This window comes from Streptomyces aquilus (assembly GCF_003955715.1).
Taxonomy (GTDB): domain Bacteria; phylum Actinomycetota; class Actinomycetes; order Streptomycetales; family Streptomycetaceae; genus Streptomyces; species Streptomyces aquilus.
Genome location: NZ_CP034463.1, coordinates 7,750,580 through 7,765,535 on the forward strand (window position 1 = coordinate 7,750,580; position 14,956 = coordinate 7,765,535).

Sequence of the window (14,956 nt, forward strand, 5' to 3'; positions counted from 1 at the left end):
ATCAGTATCTCCGCGGCACACCACGGGTCCGACCGGTGGTCTAGAGGACGAACCCGGCCGGGAACGGGTCCGACGGGTCGAGCAGGTACTGCGCGGTGCCGGTGATCCAGGCGCGGCCGGTGAAACTGGGCAGGACGGCCGGGCGTCCGGCGACCTCCGTGGTGCCCAGCAGACGGCCGGTGAACCGGGTCCCGATGAAGGACTCGTTCACGAACTCGGTGTGCAGGGGGAGTTCACCGCGCGCGTGCAGCTGGGCCATCCGGGCGCTGGTGCCGGTGCCGCACGGCGAGCGGTCGAACCAGCCGGGGTGGATGGCCATGGCGTGCCGGGAGTGACGGGCGGTGGCGCCGGGAGCGAGCAGATGGACGTGGTGACAGCCGCGGATGGACGGGTCCTCGGGATGGACGGGCTCCTCCTCGGTGTTGATCGCCGCCATGAGCGACAGCCCGGCGGCGAGGATGTCGTCCTTGCGGGCACGCTCGAAGGGCAGGCCGAACTGCTCCAGCGGCAGAATGGCGTAGAAGTTGCCGCCGTACGCCATGTCGTAGGTCACCGTCCGCCCGTCGGCGAGCGTGATCTTGCGGTCGAGGGCCACGGAGTACGACGGCACGTTCTGGAGGGTGACCGCCTTCGCGGCGCCGTCCACCACCTCGACCTCGGCCACGACCAGGCCTGCCGGGGTGTCGAGGCGGATGGTGGTGACGGGCTCGACGACCTCGACCATGCCGGTCTCCACCAGCACGGTCGCCACGCCGATCGTGCCGTGTCCGCACATCGGCAGGTACCCGGAGACCTCGATGTAGACCACGCCCCAGTCGCAGTCGGGGCGGGTCGGCGGCTGGAGGATCGCGCCGCTCATCGCGGAGTGTCCGCGCGGCTCGTTCATCAGCAACTGCTTGATGTCGTCGCGGTGTTCACGGAAGTACAGCCGCCGCTCGTTCATCGTGGCGCCGGGGATCGTGCCGATGCCGCCGGTGATCACCCGGGTCGGCATGCCCTCGGTGTGCGAGTCGACGGCGTGCAGGACGAGTTTGCTGCGCATGGTGCGGTCTCCTTCGCGAGCTACGGGGGTTACACGAGTCCGGCGGCGACGGCCCTCTCCGTGGCGGCCCGCACGACGGCCTCCTGCTCGGGCAGCAGCGGCACCCGCGGCGGCCGGCAGGCGCCACCGTGCCGGCCGACGACGTCCATGGACAGTTTGATGGCCTGCACGAACTCGACCTTGGAGTCCCAGCGCAGCAGCGGGTGCAGCTGCTCGTAGAGCTTCTTGGCGGTGCCGAGGTCCCCGCCGACGGCCGCGCGGTACAGCTCGACGGACGCACGCGGCAGCGCGTTCGGGTAGCCGGCCACCCACCCCACCGCCCCGGCGACCGCCAGCTCCAGCAGGACGTCGTCGGCACCGATCAACAGGTCCAGTTCCGGGGCGAGTTCGGCGAGCTGGTAAGCGCGCCGGACATCGCCGGAGAACTCCTTGACGGCGTGGATGTGTCCCTCGCCGTGCAGCTTCGCCAGCAGCTCCGGCACGAGGTCGACCTTGGTGTCGATCGGGTTGTTGTACGCCACCACCGGCACGCCCGCCTTCGCGACCTCGGCGTAGTGCGCCAGCACCGACCGCTCGTCGGCGCGGTACGCGTTGGGCGGCAGCAGCATCACCGCGGCGCACCCGGCGTCCCGCGCCTGCTCGGCCCAGCGGCGGGACTCGGCCGAGCCGTAGGCGGCGACCCCCGGCATCACCCGCTCCCCGCCGATCGCGGCCACGGCCGTCTCGACGACCTTGGCGCGCTCCTCGGGGGTGAGCACCTGGTACTCACCGAGCGAGCCGTTCGGCACGACCCCGTCGCAGCCGTTCTCGACCAGCCAGGTGCAGTGCTCGGCGTACTTGTCGAGGTCGACGGAGAGGTCGTCGCCCAGCGGGAGCGCGGTGGCGACGAGGACGCCGCGCCAGGGGCGGGTCTGCGGGGTGGTGGTCATCGAGAGCCCTCCTTGATGGTGTGTTGTGTGACATGGCACTGATGTGCGGGGCTAGACGTCGGCCTCTGGTACCTCGGCCTCCGGAGCCTCCCCGGCCCGGGCGAGCACGCCCAGCGGTACCGGGCGGGCGAACGGCCGGCGCGCGGCCGTCTCGGGGCAGCCGACGAGCCCGGCCACCGCGGAACCGCACATCCGCCCCTGGCACCAGCCCATCCCGGCCCGCGTCAGCAGCTTCACGGTCCGCTGGTCCCCGGCGCCCAGCCCGGTCACGGCCTCGCGGATCGCACCGCCGGTCACCTCCTCGCAGCGGCACACCACGGTGTCGTCGGTGAGCTGCTCGGCCCAGTGCGCGGGCGGCGCGTAGACCTCGTCGAGGGTGGCGAAGAACCTCCGGAGCGCCGTACGGGCCCGCCCCGCACCGGCCCAGTCGTGCGGGTCCGGCTCACCTCCCGTCAGACGTGCGGCGATCGACCGCCCGGCGATGTGCCCCTCGGCCAGCGAAAGAGCCGCGCCGCCGATGCCGGTGGCCTCGCCCGCCGCCCACACGCCCGGCACATCGGTGCGCTGCTCGTCGTCCACGTGCACCGCGACCCCGTCGATCCGGCAGCCCAGCCCCTGGGCGAGATCGGTGTGCGGCAGCATGCCGTGGCCGACGGCCAGGGTGTCGCAGGCGATACGGCGTTCGGTGCCGGGCCGGACGCGTCCGGAGCGGTCGAGCCCGGCGACGGTCACGGCCTCCAGCCGGTCGGTGCCGTGTGCCTCGACCACGGTGTGGTGGACCAGGGTGCGTACCCGGTGCCGGGCCAACTGGGCGGCGTACCGGGCGCCTTCGGCGAGCTTGGCGGGTTGGGCGGACAGGGCGCGTGAGCGTCGTACGAAGTCCCGGGGGTCGGCGGACTCCACCAGCGCCGCCACCCGGACGCCCGCCGCCGCGAGCCCGGTGGCGACGGGCAGGAGCAGCGGCCCGGTCCCGGCGACGACGGCGGTGCGTCCGCTCACCGAGAGGGTGCCCTTGAGCATGGCCTGCGCGCCGCCCGCGGTGACGACACCCGGCAGGGTCCAGCCGGGGAAGGGCAGCACCTTCTCGTAGCCACCCGTGGCCAGCAGTACGGCGTCCGCGCGCACCTCGGCCGGTTCGGCCTGCTCCGGGCCGAGCAGCGCGTGCACGGTGAAGCCGCCGGGGCGGCGCTCGACGAGCCAGACGTGATGGTCCGTCAAGTGGGCTGCGGAGCCTGCCCGTTGATGTGTCCGCAGCCCGTCCCGCAGTCGTTCCCATGTCCGCCACTCATGGTGCAGGGCCTCCGGCCGTCGTGCGCCGAGCTCGCGCGCGGGCTGCCGGTAGAACTGGCCGCCCGCCTCTGGCGCCGAGTCGACGAGGGTGACCCGTACGCCGTGCCGGGCGGCGGCGAGCGTGGCGGCCAGTCCCGCGGGACCGGCGCCGATCACCGCAAGGTGCGGCCGTTCAGCCGCCATGGCCTGTCCCCTCCTGCGTGCGGATCGCGTCGCCCGGCTTCAGCGGAACGAGACAAGCCCTCTGGTTGGGGCGGTCGTTGACGGTGACCAGGCAGTCGTAGCAGACGCCGATGCCGCAGAAGACGCCCCGCGGACGGCCCTCGCCGCGGGTGCTCCGCCAGGAGGTGATCCCGGCCGTCCAGAGCGCGGCGGCGACGGTCTGGCCGGGCAGCGCCTCGATCTCGCGCCCGTCGAGAGTGACGGTGAACGCGGGCGCGGGACGGGCCTGGGCCAGCTCCAAGGGGTTCACGCGTCCTCCACGGTGGGGGCGAAACGGTCGGGACGGAACGGCGTCAGATCCAGCTCGGGCACCTTGCCGCTGAGCACCTCGGCGATCAACTGCCCGGTGCCGGTGGCGAGTCCGATGCCGGCGCCCTCGTGCCCACAGGCGTGGAGGAGGCCGGGGACGCGCGGATCGGGGCCGATCGCGGGGAGGTGGTCGGGCATGTACGGGCGGAAGCCGAGGTAGGCGCGCATCGCCCGGACGTCCTCCAGGAACGGGAACAGCCGGGTCGCGCCCGCCGCCAGCGCCCGTACGGCGGGCAGCGAGAAGGAGCGGTCGAAGCCGACCCGCTCCCGGCTCGCGCCGATCAGGACCGGCCCGGCGGCGGTGCCCTCCACCACCGGCGAGGTCTGGAGCGCCGCCGAGTCGCTGGCCACGTCGGCCACATAGTCGGCGGCGTACACCTTGTGCCGGACCCGGCGCGGGAGCGGCTCGGTGACCAGGACGAAGCCGCGCCGGGGGAGGACGGGCAGGTGCGCGCCGGCGAGCGCGGCGATTTCGCCGCCCCAGGTGCCGGCCGCGTTCACGACCGTCGGCGCGTGGATCTCGCCCCGGTCGGCGCGTACCCCGCGCACGGCGCCGTCGGCGCCGCGCGGTACGTCGATCACGTTCCAGCCGGTCAACAGGCGTGCGCCCGAAGCCCGTAGGAGATGCGCGGCGGCCAGGGTCGGCATCACCTGCGCGTCCTGGGGGTAGAGCACGCCGCCTGCCGTGTCCGGCGTCAAGTACGGCTCCAGTTCACGGAGTTGGTGAGGGTCGACGCTCAGCGCCTCGACCCCGGCGGCCCGTTGCCCGGCGGCGAACCCCTCCAGGGCGGTGAGCCCCTCGGGCGTGGACGCGACGACGACACCACCCTTGGGCTCGTACTCGAAAGCGGCCCCCAGCCCCGGCTCGGCGGCCAGCTCGGCCCACAACCGCTGGGACAGCAGGGCGAGTGCGAGCTCGGGCCCCGGCTCCTTGTCGGAGACCAGCAGATTGCCCTCACCCGCACCGGTCGTGCCGCCGGCCACCGGGCCGCGGTCCACCACGGTGACGTCCAGGCCGGCACGAGAGGCGTACAGGGCACAGGCCGCGCCCGCCATCCCGGCTCCGACTACGACGACGTCGCAGGTCAGTCGCTTGGTCACGCCAGTACTATGTCACATGCCGCTGAGTCGAGGAAGACGGAGGACCGACGAGGCCCCCGAGCGGCGTGGTGGAGACGTCAGACATCTCGGTCAACAGCCCGGGGGCCTCGCTGGTCGCGCTGTGCGGCTCAGTGCGGGAGAGCCGTCACGTCATGTTCGGCGGGTTCCCCGGTCGCGTGGTCCCGCAGGACGGCACGTCCTCCAGCCAGGCCGGTCCCTGGAGGAAGATGTTGCTGATCCAGCCGCCGTAGTCCGGAAGGTAGGACCAGGCGCTGTTGGTGATGCCCTCGGCTGTGACCGACTGTCCCTGGGCCTGGCATGTCACCCGCACGTCGGTCGGAGCGGTGAAGGTGTGCACCACATCGGTAGCGGTGGAGGAGTCCTTGCGGACCTTGACGTCCGAGGCCCACATCCGGTGGCCGCCGTTGCCGACCGGTGTGGTGCTGCTGCCGCACGTGGGGACCCCGTCCAGCCAGGCCGGGCCCTGGAGGAAGATGTTGCTGATCCACGCCTGGTGGTCCGGCAGGTAGGACCACGCGTCGTTGGTGATGCCTTCGGCGGTCACCGATTCCGCGTGCTTCTGACAGGAGATGGTGACCCGCGTCGGGCCGGAGAACACCGGACCGAGCGGGGCCGAGACGCTGGGACGCTGACGGGTGTTCACGTCCGTGCCCCAGGTGCTGAACTGGCCCGAGCCGCCGCCCGTGTTGCCGTCGCAGGCCGGGACGCCGTCGAGCCAGTCCGGGCCCTGGATGTAGATGTTGCTGACCCAGCCCCGGTAGTCCGGCAGGTAGGACCACACGTCGTTGGTGTAGCCCTCGGCGGTCACGGACTCGGCCCGCTTCTGGCACTGGATCGCGATGGACATCGGTGCGGAGAAGGTCGCCACCGGGGTCCCGCCGCGGGACGGCAGCGGGCGGACGTTGACGCTTGTGCCCCAGGTGCTGTGGCGTCCTGAGCCACCGCCGGGGTCGCCGTCGCATGCCGGGATTCCATCGAGCCAGGCCTTGCCCTGGACGAAGATGTTGTTGACCCAGCCGCCGTACTCGGGCAGGAACGACCAGGCGTCGTTGGTGTAGCCCTCGGCGGTCACGGACTCGCCGTGCTTCTGGCACTTGATCGTGATGGCCGTCGGGCCGGCGAATGTCGTGACGACCGCACCGCTCAGCGCGGGAGCGGAACGGACGTTGACGTCCGTGCCCCAGGTGCTGTTGGGGCCGCCGGCGCCCGGTGCCGCCGCGTCACCCGAGAGACGGATCGCGCCGGTGTAGTTCCGGTGGCTGCCGAAGTCCGCGACCATGATCTTGGTGTCGGATTCGCGAGCCTCGACGACCTTGCCGTTGCCCAGGTAGATCGCCACATGGTGGATGGGGGACCCCCAGAACACAAGGTCGCCCGGTTGGAGAGGCGCGGTGCCGTCGGACGTGGTGAAGCGCGCCGCGGCGGGCAGGGCGAACTCCTGGGCGGCGGTGCGCTGTCCGATCATGTCGTGGCCGACCGCCTCGGACCAGGCCCAGCGCACCAGCCCCGAGCAGTCGAAGCCCTTGCGGTACGGGTCGTTCTTGCTGCGCTCCGGGTCGGAGACGTCGACGAAGCCGTAGCTCGCGCCAGGCGTCGGCCCGTGTCCTCCGCCCCACGAGTACCAGGTGCCGGCCGCGACCTGCGAGCACGCGGCCTGCACTGCGTAGCCTGCGGCCTGGGTCGGGGCGGTGACGGTGACACCGCAGTCCTTGCCGGGGTTCCAGGCGGGAGTGGGCGGCACGGGCGCGGTGCCACCGCCGTCAGGGTTCTGGGCGAGGCGCCAACCGAGCTGCTGGCCGTACTCGCGCAGGACGTCGAAACCGCTACAGCAGTTCATGTAGCTGGTGTGGGTGGCCGAGGAGAGCGCGGCCTGTATGGCGGACTGCACTGTCTCCTCGAAGATCGTGCCGCACACTCCGTCGCCGTCACGGCAGATGTCGCGGGTGACGCCCTGGAAGCTGGCCGGCACCGCCTGACGGCGCAGCATGCCGCGCAGCCCGTTGCCACTCCGCATGCCACCCGCGGCGGTGATGTTCTGCGCGTAGGACTGGCGTCCGTCACGGAACGGGTCGGCGATGAGCAGGGCACCGCGGACGGCCTGGGCAACGTGGCCGTGACGCTCGGAGATCAGCTGCATCGCCATGTTGATGACGCCGGCCCCCTGTGAGTAGCCGACCAGGCCGATCCGCGTCGACGGGCAGCGCCGGTAGGTGTCCGTCACCAAGGTGTCCAGCGCTTCCGCGCCGGTGCGGGCCGAGTCCCACCAGTTGAGGATGTCCGTCGCCTCGGCGGCGGGGTAGAACAGAGAGGTGGTCGAGATGTCGGAGCGGGCGTGCCCGTAATGGGACACCAGGAGGTCGGCGGCGGCCTGTGCGGCGGGCCCCGCGGTGTTGCCCATCCCGTAGGCGCCCTCGTAGCCCTCACCGGACCCGCGCACGCCGATGATGGTGACCTTCGTACACACCGGGTCGTCCGCGCGCGCGGCCGGGACGAGGGGGCTGAGCAGGCCGGTCAGCAGCGCCACGGCGGCCAGTAGGGTCACCAGGATGCCGCGGGCGGCGGGTCTGGAACGTGTCATGTCAGGTCTCACTCTCAGCACAGGGGCAGCCATTCGATCGAGTCGGTCCGGTCGGGAACGGTGTCGGTTGACGCGGTCGCTGACTAGAACCCCGGAACAGAGGCGCGGAGTTGCATGAGAGTCGAGGCCGAGAGGGTGAGGCCGGCGGCGGAGGGCCCGTTGATCGTGCTGCCCTGCCGGGTATCCCCAAGATCCACGGCGGGTTGGGCTTGCCGCGGACGCCGGCGAACCGGCATGAAAACACAGAGGTGCCGCCCCACCCCTCCCTGACCGGTCAAGCACAGGTCAGAGGGGATGCGGCGGCACCTTCACATCAAATGTCGCGGAAGATCTCGATCTGCGCCCCGATGCTGTTGAGCCGCTCGGCGAGGTCCTCGTAGCCCCGGTTGATGACGTACACGTTCCGCAGCACGGACGTGCCCTCCGCCGCCATCATCGCCAGCAGGACGACCACGGCGGGGCGGAGCGCCGGCGGGCACATCATCTCGGCGGCGCGCCAGCGGGTGGGCCCCTCGACCAGCACGCGGTGCGGGTCCAGCAACTGGAGCCTGCCGCCGAGGCGGTTGAGGTCCGTCAGGTAGATCGCCCGGTTGTCGTAGACCCAGTCATGGATCAGCGTCTGGCCCTGCGCGGAGGCCGCGATGGCCGCGAAGAACGGGACGTTGTCGATGTTCAGGCCCGGGAACGGCATCGGGTGGATCTTGTCGATCGGCGCTTCGAGCTTGCTCGGGCGGACCGTCAGGTCGACCAGGCGGGTACGGCCGTTGTCGGCGAAGTACTCCGGCGTGCGGTCGTGGTCGAGGCCCATCTCCTCCAGGACCGCGAGCTCGATCTCCAGGAACTCGATGGGGACCCGGCGGACCGTCAGCTCCGACTCCGTGACCACCGCGGCGGCCAGCAGGCTCATCGCCTCGACCGGGTCCTCGGAGGGGGAGTAGTCGACGTCCACGTCGATGGTCGGCATGCCGTGCACGGTCAGGGTGGTGGTGCCGATGCCCTCGACCTTGACGCCGAGCGCCTCCAGGAAGAAGCAGAGGTCCTGGACCATGTAGTTGGAGGACGCGTTGCGGATGACCGTGACGCCGTCGTGGCGCGCGGCGGCCAGCAGGGCGTTCTCGGTCACGGTGTCGCCGCGCTCGGTCAGCACGATCGGGCGGTCGGGGGAGATCGAGCGGTCCACCTGGGCGTGGTACAGCCCCTCGGTCGCCGCGATGTCCAGGCCGAAGCGGCGCAGCGCGATCATGTGCGGCTCGATGGTCCGCGTCCCGAGGTCGCAGCCACCGGCGTACGGCAGCTTGAAGGCGTCCATGCGGTGCAGCAGCGGGCCGAGGAACATGATGATCGAGCGGGTGCGGCGGGCCGCGTCCGCGTCGATCGCGGCCATGTCCAGCTCGGCCGGCGGCACGATCTCCAGGTCGACGCCCTCGTTGATCCAGCGGGTGCGCACGCCGATGGAGTTGAGCACCTCCAGGAGGCGGTAGACCTCCTCGATGCGGGCGACCCGGCGCAGCACTGTGCGCCCCTTGTTGAGGAGCGAGGCGCACAGCAGTGCCACGCACGCGTTCTTGCTGGTCTTGACGTCGATGGCGCCGGACAGCCGGCGCCCGCCGACGACTCGCAGATGCATCGGGCCCGCGTAGCCCAGAGAGACGATCTCGCTCTCCAGGGCTTCACCGATTCGAGCGATCATCTCAAGGCTGATGTTCTGGTTGCCGCGCTCGATGCGGTTGACGGCGCTCTGACTTGTGCCGAGCGCCTCCGCGAGCTGCGACTGTGTCCAGCCACGGTGTTGCCGGGCGTCACGGATGAGCTTGCCGATGCGTACGAGGTAATCGTCTGCCATGAGGTTGAGGCTATCTCAGATATGAGATGGCACATCTCGATGGGGCCATTCGGGTGATGGCCCGTCAATGCCTCTTATGGGTACGGGTGCGCCGCCATCCGAAAGGTCCGGGCAAATCAACCGATGTCGTACGACGTCCGGTGCTGCTGTGGGTGTGGCGCGGACCGTTCTTTCCGCCGCCGGTGGTGATGGACCAGGAGCGCCGGTTGATGTTCAGCCGTACGCCGGGCAGGATGCGGAAACTCTTGCGGAACGTCAGGGGCATGCGTACGCCTCCCTCCGGGGGTCTGGGAACGTATCTGTCGGTTACCCCGACTTGGCGTACTGATGGCAGAACTCGACCGGCTCCTCGAAGGTGGCCGATGTCACCGGGGCGGTGGTGACGAGGTACCGGTGCCGTGACGGCTGACCGTCCTCCGGCCGCAACTCCAGCACCCCCGGAGACGGGCACCGCCAGGTCAGCCGCGCGACCCACTCCCCGCCGGGATTGGCCAGCAGGCTCCACCCGGTGCCGTCGGCCCGCAGCTCGACCTCGGACGCCTCCATGGCGCCGTAGTCGTACGGGGCGCTGCTCCAGTGGCCGATGAGCGCCTCGTCCAGGCCGGTGCGGGTGTCGGTGGCGTCCTCTTCGGCGAGCCGGCGCCGCGAGGCGACCGCTGTGCCGCCGAACGCGACGACCCGCGAGCCGTGCATGAGCGCACCGAGGCCGCCCGCCAACTCGATGCCGACGTACGGGATGCCGTCCCTGGAGACGTCGTGGAGGTGCAGGCCGGTCGGGCGGCCGGAGTCGTCGACGGCGGTCGCGGCGGCGAGGCCGTCGGGCCGGAGGGTGTGGATGAGGTGGGCGCGCAGCGCGTGCCGTAGCCCGGCCACCATCTCGGGCAGATGCCGGACCGTCCACTCGGCGCGGCTCACGAGCTGCCGCCCGCGCCGAAGGTGCCCTCACGCCAGATAATCACCGGGTGAGCCTAGGGCTCGTGTGGGACGTCACAAACGGAGGCCGGGCATGACCATCCCGACCCCATGTACTAGAGTTATCTCGACATCGAGATATCTGCCGAGGCGTACCGCAGCCGCCACCCTGGTTAGGGTTACCTAACTTAGCCTTACCTTAGCGGATCGGCCAAGTCGTCGTGGCGGCAGGATGCGGTGGGAACGCGCACATCAATGAAGGAGACTGTCGTGTCGGCGAACAGCTTCGACGCCCGCAGCACGCTGCAGGTGGGCGACGAGTCGTACGAGATCTTCCGGCTGGACAAGGTGGAAGGCTCGGCTCGCCTTCCGTACAGCCTCAAGGTTCTGCTGGAGAACCTGCTCCGTACCGAGGACGGCGCGAACATCACCGCCGACCACATCCGTGCCCTCGGCGGCTGGGACTCCCAGGCCCAGCCGTCCCAGGAGATCCAGTTCACGCCCGCCCGCGTGATCATGCAGGACTTCACCGGCGTGCCCTGTGTCGTCGACCTCGCCACCATGCGTGAGGCCGTCAAGGCCCTCGGCGGCGACCCGGCCAAGGTCAACCCGCTCTCCCCGGCCGAGATGGTCATCGACCACTCCGTCATCGCCGACAAGTTCGGCACCAACGACGCCTTCAAGCAGAACGTCGACCTGGAGTACGGCCGCAACAAGGAGCGCTACCAGTTCCTGCGCTGGGGCCAGACCGCCTTCGACGACTTCAAGGTCGTCCCCCCGGGCACCGGCATCGTCCACCAGGTCAACATCGAGCACCTCGCTCGGACCGTCATGGTGCGCAACGGCCAGGCCTACCCCGACACCCTCGTCGGCACCGACTCGCACACCACCATGGTCAACGGCCTCGGTGTGCTCGGCTGGGGCGTCGGCGGCATCGAGGCCGAGGCCGCGATGCTCGGCCAGCCGGTCTCGATGCTCATCCCGCGCGTCGTCGGCTTCAAGCTGACCGGTGAGCTCACCCCGGGCACCACCGCCACCGACCTCGTGCTCACCATCACCGAGATGCTGCGCAAGCACGGCGTCGTCGGCAAGTTCGTCGAGTTCTACGGCGAGGGCGTCGCCGCCACCTCGCTGGCCAACCGCGCCACCATCGGCAACATGTCGCCGGAGTTCGGTTCGACCGCCGCGATCTTCCCGATCGACGCCGAAACGATCAACTACCTGAAGCTCACCGGCCGCTCCGAGCAGCAGCTCGCGCTCGTCGAGGCGTACGCCAAGGAGCAGGGCCTCTGGCTCGACCCGGCCGCCGAGCCCGACTTCTCCGAGAAGCTGGAGCTCGACCTCTCCACGGTCGTCCCGTCGATCGCCGGCCCGAAGCGTCCGCAGGACCGTATCGTCCTCGCCAACGCCGCCGAGCAGTTCAAGCTGGACGTCCGCAACTACGTCGACGTCGTCGACGAGGCGGGACAGGAGTCCTTCCCGGCCTCCGACGCCCCGGCCGTCGCCCCGAACGGCGCCCCGTCCAACCCGGTCACCGTGACCGCCCCCGACGGCTCGACGTACGAGATCGACCACGGTGCGGTGACGGTCGCGGCCATCACCTCCTGCACCAACACCTCGAACCCGTACGTCATGGTCGCCGCCGCGCTGGTGGCCAAGAAGGCGGTCGAGAAGGGCCTGACCCGCAAGCCGTGGGTCAAGACCACCCTCGCCCCGGGCTCCAAGGTCGTCACCGACTACTTCGACAAGGCGGGGCTCACCCCCTACCTCGACAAGGTCGGCTTCAACCTCGTCGGCTACGGCTGCACCACCTGCATCGGCAACTCCGGCCCGCTGCCGGAGGAGGTCTCCAAGGCCGTCAACGACCACGACCTCGCGGTGACCTCGGTCCTCTCCGGCAACCGCAACTTCGAGGGCCGGATCAACCCCGACGTCAAGATGAACTACCTGGCCTCCCCGCCGCTGGTCGTCGCGTACGCCCTCGCGGGCTCCATGAAGGTGGACATCACGCGCGACGCGCTGGGTGTGGACCAGGAGGGCAAGCCGGTCTTCCTGGCCGACATCTGGCCCTCCGAGGCCGAGGTCAACGACGTCGTCGCCAACGCCATCGGCGAGGACATGTTCTCCAAGTCCTACCAGGACGTCTTCGCGGGCGACGCCCAGTGGCAGGCCCTGTCGATCCCGACCGGCGACACCTTCGAGTGGGACCCGGAGTCGACGTACGTCCGCAAGCCCCCGTACTTCGAGGGCATGACGATGGAGACCACCCCGGTCTCCGACATCACGGGCGCCCGCGTCCTCGCCAAGCTCGGCGACTCGGTCACCACCGACCACATCTCCCCGGCCGGTGCGATCAAGGCCGACACCCCGGCCGGCAAGTACCTCACGGAGCACGGCGTCGAGCGCCGCGACTTCAACAGCTACGGCTCCCGCCGCGGCAACCACGAGGTCATGATCCGCGGTACGTTCGCCAACATCCGCCTGCGCAACCAGATCGCGCCGGGCACCGAGGGCGGCTACACCCGCGACTTCACGCAGGACGGCGGTCCGGTCTCCTTCATCTACGACGCGTCGCAGAACTACCAGGCCGCCGGCACCCCGCTGGTCATCCTGGGCGGCAAGGAGTACGGCTCCGGCTCGTCCCGCGACTGGGCCGCCAAGGGCACCGCGCTCCTCGGCGTCAAGGCCGTCATCACCGAGTCGTACGAGCGCATCCACCGCTCGAACCTCATCGGCATGGGCGTCCTGCCGCTGCAGTTCCCGGCCGGCCAGAACGCCGACTCCCTCGGCCTGACCGGCGAGGAGACCTTCTCCATCACCGGCGTGACCGAGCTGAACAACGGCACCACCCCGAGCACGGTCAAGGTCACCACCGACACGGGCGTCGAGTTCGACGCGGTCGTCCGCATCGACACCCCCGGTGAGGCCGACTACTACCGCAACGGCGGCATCATGCAGTACGTGCTGCGCAGCCTGATCCGCGGCTAGTCCTTCCCGGAAGGCCCGTGTCCCCGGTACGCCGGGGACACGGGCCTTCGGCGTTCCCGGGCGGGGACGTCCCAGGTCATCCGCTGCCCTCAGGTGGAACACAGGCGTCCCCCAGCGGACCGGGACACGATCGGGACATGACTGGCACCGCTGGGTACCGCACGGAGGACGGCAGATGACCGTCCGGCGGCGGCTGCGCTCGATACGCTCGCGCCTGTTGCTGTTCATCTCCCTCGCCCTGGTCGCCGTGTGCGCGGCGATGGCGCTCACCACCGTCTTCGTCCAACGCGCCTACCTGTACGGCACCTTGGACGACCGCGTCGAGAACGCCGTCGAGCGCTCCCTGGGCGGCACGGCGCCGCACCCCCGACTCACCGCCGACCTCGGCTTCCCGCCCGAACAGGGCGACCCGACCGGCATGCTGGCCGCGCGGCTCGACGACGACGGTGACATCGTCGGCGCGGCGGTCGTGGCACGGGAGAACACGACCCGGCGGCTCACCGCCGAACAGCGCGCCGCCCTCGCGGGCGTCGAGGCCGACGGGTCGATGCACACCCGGTCCGTGCCCGGCCTCGGCACGTACCGGATCACCGCGATCGACCGCGAGGGCATACGGGTCCTCGTAGGCCTCCCGATGGACGACGTGCGGCAGCTGATCCGGGGGACGGTCATCGCGGAGGCCATCATCGCGGCGGTCGGGCTCGGCGTCGCCGGATGCGTGTGCGCGGTCGTCATCCGCCGTCAGCTGCGCCCCCTCGGTCGCATCGCCGGTACCGCGGTCGAGGTCTCCCGCGCCCCGCTGGCCGGTGGCCGGCCGGGCGACCTCACCCGCGTCCCCGAACGTGACACCGACCCCGACAGCGAGGCCGGTCAGGTCGGCGCCGCCCTCAACCACATGATCGACCACGTCGAGTCGTCGCTGACCGAACGCCGGCGCACCGAGGAACGCATGCGCCGCTTCCTGTCCGACGCCAGCCACGAACTGCGCACGCCGCTCGCCTCGATCGCGGGCTACGCCGAGCTCATGAACCGTGGCACCGACCGCATCGAACCGGGCACGGCCTGGCGCCGCGTCTCGGCCGAGTCGGCGCGGATGACCGGCCTGGTGGAGGACCTGTTGCTGCTGGCCCGCCTCGACGAGGGCCGTCCGTTGCAGTCCGCCGAGGTCGATGTCGCGGCGCTGGTCGCGGAGGCGGTGCGGGACGCGCGGGCCGCCTGGGACGACCACGACTGGCGGCTCGAACTCAGCCTGGACGCCGAGCCGTTGGTGACCGGTGATGCGGCTCGTCTGCACCAGGTGGTCGCCAACCTCCTGGCCAACGCACGCGTGCACACACCGCCGGGCACGAGGGTCGTCGCGGTCGTGGACACCAGGGGCGCCCACTGTGCCGTCCGCGTCCGCGACAACGGTCCCGGCATCCCGCCCGCCTTCCTCCCCACGGTCTTCGAACGCTTCACCCGAGCCGACGCGTCCCGTACCAGGGCCGGTGGGCTGGAGGGCGGTTCGGGGCTCGGGCTGGCGATCGTCGCGGCGATCACGACGGCGCACGGCGGCCGTACCGACGTCGAAAGCACGTCGGGACGTACGGAGTTCACGGTACGACTGCCGTTGGCGGCGCAGACTCCGATGGCGGTGTCGAGGGAGGGGTCCGGGGCGTGGGCCGATGCCTAGGCCCGATGGCGAAAGTGGCGTCTGCCGAGCGGCGCCCGGCAACATGCCC

General features: G+C 70.9%; 11 protein-coding genes. 2 read left to right on the top strand and 9 right to left on the bottom strand.

What is annotated here, in order from left to right; all coding sequences use genetic code 11:
- Nucleotides 1-40: 40 nt before the first annotated feature.
- From EJC51_RS35730 to EJC51_RS35770, 9 genes are all read right to left on the bottom strand, one after another.
- Nucleotides 41-1,042, bottom strand: coding sequence for a proline racemase family protein (locus EJC51_RS35730; protein ID WP_126274821.1), 1,002 nt, complete (start codon nucleotides 1,040-1,042; stop codon nucleotides 41-43).
- Nucleotides 1,043-1,071: 29 nt separating this feature from the next.
- Nucleotides 1,072-1,971, bottom strand: coding sequence for a dihydrodipicolinate synthase family protein (locus EJC51_RS35735; protein ID WP_126274822.1), 900 nt, complete (start codon nucleotides 1,969-1,971; stop codon nucleotides 1,072-1,074).
- Between the two features lie 51 nt (nucleotides 1,972-2,022).
- The gene (locus tag EJC51_RS35740) at nucleotides 2,023-3,444 is read right to left on the bottom strand and encodes an NAD(P)/FAD-dependent oxidoreductase (RefSeq protein WP_126274823.1); all 1,422 of its coding nucleotides are present in this window, start codon (nucleotides 3,442-3,444) and stop codon (nucleotides 2,023-2,025) included.
- Complete coding sequence (locus EJC51_RS35745) at nucleotides 3,434-3,733, bottom strand: (2Fe-2S)-binding protein (protein WP_126274824.1); 300 nt, start codon at nucleotides 3,731-3,733, stop codon at nucleotides 3,434-3,436. The genes EJC51_RS35740 and EJC51_RS35745 overlap by 11 nt, the downstream gene beginning before the upstream one ends.
- Nucleotides 3,730-4,893 (bottom strand): NAD(P)/FAD-dependent oxidoreductase, encoded by a 1,164-nt coding sequence (locus EJC51_RS35750; RefSeq protein ID WP_126274825.1) that lies wholly within the window; start codon nucleotides 4,891-4,893, stop codon nucleotides 3,730-3,732. Before EJC51_RS35750 ends, EJC51_RS35745 begins: the two co-directional genes overlap by 4 nt.
- A 145-nt stretch (nucleotides 4,894-5,038) precedes the next feature.
- Complete coding sequence (locus EJC51_RS35755) at nucleotides 5,039-7,492, bottom strand: cutinase family protein (RefSeq protein ID WP_166682935.1); 2,454 nt, start codon at nucleotides 7,490-7,492, stop codon at nucleotides 5,039-5,041.
- Between the two features lie 313 nt (nucleotides 7,493-7,805).
- Nucleotides 7,806-9,335: a helix-turn-helix domain-containing protein gene (locus tag EJC51_RS35760; RefSeq protein ID WP_126274827.1), complete on the bottom strand. Its 1,530-nt coding sequence runs from the start codon at nucleotides 9,333-9,335 to the stop codon at nucleotides 7,806-7,808.
- Nucleotides 9,336-9,399: 64 nt separating this feature from the next.
- Nucleotides 9,400-9,600, bottom strand: a complete 201-nt coding sequence (locus tag EJC51_RS35765; RefSeq protein WP_097269922.1) for a DUF4236 domain-containing protein — start codon at nucleotides 9,598-9,600, stop codon at nucleotides 9,400-9,402.
- Nucleotides 9,601-9,641: 41 nt separating this feature from the next.
- On the bottom strand, nucleotides 9,642-10,250 hold the full coding sequence (locus EJC51_RS35770) for a hypothetical protein (RefSeq protein WP_126274828.1): 609 nt from the start codon (nucleotides 10,248-10,250) through the stop codon (nucleotides 9,642-9,644).
- 267 nt (nucleotides 10,251-10,517) lie between these two features.
- Here EJC51_RS35770 and acnA point away from each other — a divergent pair, with 267 nt between their 5' ends.
- Nucleotides 10,518-13,235 (top strand): aconitate hydratase AcnA, encoded by a 2,718-nt coding sequence (gene acnA / locus EJC51_RS35775; protein ID WP_126274829.1) that lies wholly within the window; start codon nucleotides 10,518-10,520, stop codon nucleotides 13,233-13,235.
- Nucleotides 13,236-13,410: 175 nt separating this feature from the next.
- Nucleotides 13,411-14,907 carry a sensor histidine kinase gene (locus EJC51_RS35780; RefSeq protein WP_126274830.1) on the top strand — a complete coding sequence of 499 codons (1,497 nt, stop codon included), beginning with the start codon at nucleotides 13,411-13,413 and terminating at the stop codon, nucleotides 14,905-14,907.
- The last annotated feature ends 49 nt before the right edge of the window (nucleotides 14,908-14,956 follow it).

Excerpts from the sequence above, each read along its gene's own strand:
- EJC51_RS35755 (WP_166682935.1), bottom strand. The coding sequence starts at position 7,492 with ATGACACGTTCCAGACCCGCCGCCCGCGGCATCCTGGTGACCCTACTG.
- EJC51_RS35740 (WP_126274823.1), bottom strand. The coding sequence starts at position 3,444 with ATGGCGGCTGAACGGCCGCACCTTGCGGTGATCGGCGCCGGTCCCGCG.
- EJC51_RS35760 (WP_126274827.1), bottom strand. The coding sequence starts at position 9,335 with ATGGCAGACGATTACCTCGTACGCATCGGCAAGCTCATCCGTGACGCC.
- EJC51_RS35730 (WP_126274821.1), bottom strand. The coding sequence starts at position 1,042 with ATGCGCAGCAAACTCGTCCTGCACGCCGTCGACTCGCACACCGAGGGC.
- EJC51_RS35780 (WP_126274830.1), top strand. The coding sequence starts at position 13,411 with ATGACCGTCCGGCGGCGGCTGCGCTCGATACGCTCGCGCCTGTTGCTG.
- EJC51_RS35765 (WP_097269922.1), bottom strand. The coding sequence starts at position 9,600 with ATGCCCCTGACGTTCCGCAAGAGTTTCCGCATCCTGCCCGGCGTACGG.
- EJC51_RS35735 (WP_126274822.1), bottom strand. The coding sequence starts at position 1,971 with ATGACCACCACCCCGCAGACCCGCCCCTGGCGCGGCGTCCTCGTCGCC.